Below are 3,635 nucleotides of genomic sequence, written 5' to 3' on the forward strand. Positions count from 1 at the left end.
TACCAAATTGGCCTGCTGCATAGTGAGAGGAGCCTGAAGTTTGAAGGAGAATCTCAATAGGTTTTGTCAAGCGCGGCCGTAGGCCGTTCCCCTCGGATGGAGCCGAAGGCTACGCAGGTCCGCAGGACTCGATCGAACCCTGGGCCGACCCAGATACGCCAACCACTGCCGTCCATTTGTTGGAGACGTCCTGCTCGGCGATTTCGGTTGCCGGAACTAGCTGCCGCGTGCGGGTGACGTACGAACTACGGCAAACGAAATCACGAACTCGAAAGAGTTCATGACATCGTTTACTCACGGAAGAACCGTTTCCTTTATCCGCTGCGTGTTTACCGATTGAGCAGGGCTTTGGCGTTGCGGACTTCGGGGATGCCGATCTTCTGGGCGGTAATAAGGAATGTCGGCGCTCCGAGAACGAGCACCGCCGCCAGTGTTGCTGCTGCAGCCGCGCGAGGATTGTCGATCAGCTGATGCATAACCCCGACTGCGATGACACAGACCACGCCGGCAGCTATCGACGCCCACAGCACCCGCGAGAACGTCTCGCGCACCGTGTGGAAGCCGAGTAGGCCGTAGCGGTGACGCAACACCAGGTGCCCGCTAACGGCACCGACGACGTAGGACAGTGAACTCGCGACCGGCAACATCACCACAACCGCCTGATCTGGAAGACAGGCGACACCAAGCGCGATAACGGCGATCTTCGTGGCCACCATGGCGGCGTTGATCAATGCCGGCGTACGCATGTCATTGCCCGCGTAGAAGACACGCAGTTGCAGCATGACCAACGCGAACGGAGGAAGCCCGAACGCCGACAGCGCCAGCGCCACACCGATAGTGCGTGCGGCATCGACATCGACGCGGCCGACGAACATCACCGTGGTCAGCATCGGCCCGAGGAGGGTCATCGCGACTGCGGCAGGGACAAGAGCGAGCACCGAGTAACGCGCGGCCCGGCCCATGTCGGCGACCAGCGCATCACGGTCCCCGAGCGCCACAGCACGGGAGATACGCGGCATGAGCACGGTCAGCAGGGACACCCCGAGGATGCCGTACGGCACCTGGAACAGCAGGTCGGCGTACGTGTAAGTCGAGACTCCGCCGTAGCTGAACGCAACTCTGAGTACGACCGCGACACCTACCTGACTGATCGCGACGTACAGCAGCACCCAGCCGAGCAACCTCGTACCGGCGCGGATCGGCCGCCACGTGTAGGGCACAGGCCGCACCCGCCAACTCCATCGGAATCCGGTTCGCCGCAACGCTGCCACCGTCCACACGGCTTGCCCCACGATCCCGATCGTGGTCCCGAAACCCAAGACGAGCACCTGTGCGGTGGTCATGGTCGACGGCAGCAACGTCACCGGTCCCGGTACCGCAGCAAAGACCCCGACCGTCGCGAGCACGATCAGGTTGTTGCCCACCGACGCCCAGGCCGCCGGCGCATAGCTCTCACGCACGTTCAGCACGGCCGTCACGGTCGCAGCGATCGCGTAGAAGAAGATCTCCGGCAACAGCAGGTACGCCAGCACTGTCGCCAACTGCGACTGCTCCGCATCCGAGACCAACACAGCGACGAGCAACGGGGCGCACGCCACCGCTATCGCGGTGACGACCGCGGCCCCGAGAACTGCCGCCAGCAGTAGACGTTGGGTGAAAACCCGCGAATAGGTTCGCCCGCGGAGCCGAGCCCTCGCCAGCACAGGAATGAGGACACTGCTCATCACGCCGCCGAGGAGCAGTTCGTACACCATGTTCGGCATGCTGTTCGCGCCGTTGTACGCGTCGCCGACGGCAGCTGTGCCCAGTACCGCTGCCAACGCGAGGGTGCGGACGAAGCCGGTCGCGCGACTCGCTGCGGTCGCTACGGCGACCGCACCTGTTGCGCGCGCGAACGTGTTCTGAGAAACGGCCATTCGACCATCGTGCCTCAACTCGGTATCCCGTCGAGGGTGCGCGGCCAGAACTCCGGTGTGCCGCCATCAACTGATCGGGAAAAATAGCAACGCAGATGGTGGAATCCGGGCAACGTCCATGTGGTTAGCGGACCTTGCGTGCCAGATCAGTCCTGCGCAGATTCGGTGCTTCGTACTTTCAACGAGGGCTTTGCTCGATTCCGCAGAATCAGCGAGGTTTACCGAATTCCTCGAAGTCGGCGGAAAGACTTCAGCGTCGGCTGGCGTGGACCGATTACTCACGCGGCCAATGCGGCAGTCAGTCCCGGCTGGTAAGTCGCATTGTCGCGGAGCATCGCCCACAACACATTCAACCGCCGTCTCGCCAACGCCAGAATCGCCTGCGTATGACGCTTCCCCTCCGCACGTTTCCGATTGTAAAAAATCTGGGACTGAGCATTGTGCCGGATACTGAGCTGCGCCGACAGATAGAAAACACGTAACAACCTGCGGTCGTATCTGCGCGGCCGATGAAGATTCCCACTGACCCGACCAGAATCGCGCGGCACCGGCGCGAGACCGGAGATCCCGGCCAACCGGTCGGCACTCCCGAATGCGGACACATCACCACCAGTCGCGGCGAGGAATTCGGCACCGAGCAACGGTCCGAAGCCTGGCATCGATTCGATCACCTCCGCATGCCGGTGCCGACGGAACCGCTCTTCGATCGAGGAATCCAACTCCCGCAGTTCGACATTCAGATTCAGAATCTGATGCGCTAACCGACCGACCGTCGATGCTGCGACATCTTGCCCAGCTACCCGTACCAACTGCACGTTTGCAGCCTCGATCGCAGTATCAGCGAGCCGAGAGGCGTTGTATGCCTTCTTCTTCCGCAACCACGCTTCCAACTTCGTCCGGCCGAGTTTCCGCAGTCCGTCAGGGGTTTGATAGGTGGTCAGCAGGATCAACCCGCCGGCGGAGTTTCGGACATCGAGAGCACGCTCGAGCGCCGGGAAATATCCGGTGAGCAGTGCTCGGAGTCGGTTGATCGCCCGGGTGCGATCTCGCATCAGGTCCGTTCGACGAGAGGTCAGGATCTTCAACTCCACACTGGTCTCGTCGTCAACCCGCATCGGGTGTAGATCGCGGCGCATCCGCGCCTGATCAGCAATGATGGCCGCATCTTTCGCGTCGGTTTTGCTGTCGCCGCGATAGCTGGCGGCGGCGTGGTAGACGATCCGTCCGGGCAGGTACAACAATCTCTGTTCTCGGTCTGTGAGCAACGCGATCAGCAGTCCGGCACCGCCGCTGTTGAGATCCACTGCCCAGGTCACCACGCCGCCATCGGCCAGATCGAGGACGCTGTCGACGAGGGTGCTCAGCTCTGTCTCGTCGTTGGCGACGCGGCGGGAGAGCAATCGCGTTCCGTCACTGTCGATCACCACACAGTGGTGATGGCCTTTACCTGCATCGATGCCTGCCCATAGTGGTTTCATGCGTTCCCCTTCGGTTCTCGATTCGGTTGACAGACCTGGTGGACGACCTCTCCGTCGTGTCCTTACACAGCGATATGGTTCGCGTCTCTCAATTAGCGGTCGAGTCGTCGAGAACACCGGGCGGCCATTCTCCTTCAGCCATGCGCACAGCAGAAACAAAAGAGCCATACCCGGCGTTCCCAGGCAGCTCCGAACCTACAAATATTCGGCCAGCACCGCCCAGCAAAAACGGTAAGGAAAC

2 protein-coding genes are annotated in these 3,635 nt (G+C 61.7%); both read right to left on the minus strand.

All coding sequences use genetic code 11. The annotated features are described in order from the left end of the window. Positions 1–329: 329 nt before the first annotated feature. Positions 330–1,916 (minus strand): murein biosynthesis integral membrane protein MurJ, encoded by a 1,587-nt coding sequence (gene murJ / locus QM600_RS29165; protein ID WP_283265242.1) that lies wholly within the window; start codon positions 1,914–1,916, stop codon positions 330–332. Between the two features lie 278 nt (positions 1,917–2,194). Beyond that, the gene (locus tag QM600_RS29170; RefSeq protein ID WP_283265244.1) at positions 2,195–3,394 is read right to left on the minus strand and encodes an IS110 family RNA-guided transposase; all 1,200 of its coding nucleotides are present in this window, start codon (positions 3,392–3,394) and stop codon (positions 2,195–2,197) included. Between the last annotated feature and the right edge of the window lie 241 nt (positions 3,395–3,635).

The organism is Rhodococcus sp. IEGM 1379 (genome assembly GCF_030056815.1).
In the GTDB taxonomy this organism is placed as follows: domain Bacteria; phylum Actinomycetota; class Actinomycetes; order Mycobacteriales; family Mycobacteriaceae; genus Rhodococcus_F.

Bases quoted from the DNA above. Each gene is read 5' to 3' on its own strand.
- murJ (WP_283265242.1), bottom strand. From the start codon at position 1,916: ATGGCCGTTTCTCAGAACACGTTCGCGCGCGCAACAGGTGCGGTCGCC.
- QM600_RS29170 (WP_283265244.1), bottom strand. From the start codon at position 3,394: ATGAAACCACTATGGGCAGGCATCGATGCAGGTAAAGGCCATCACCAC.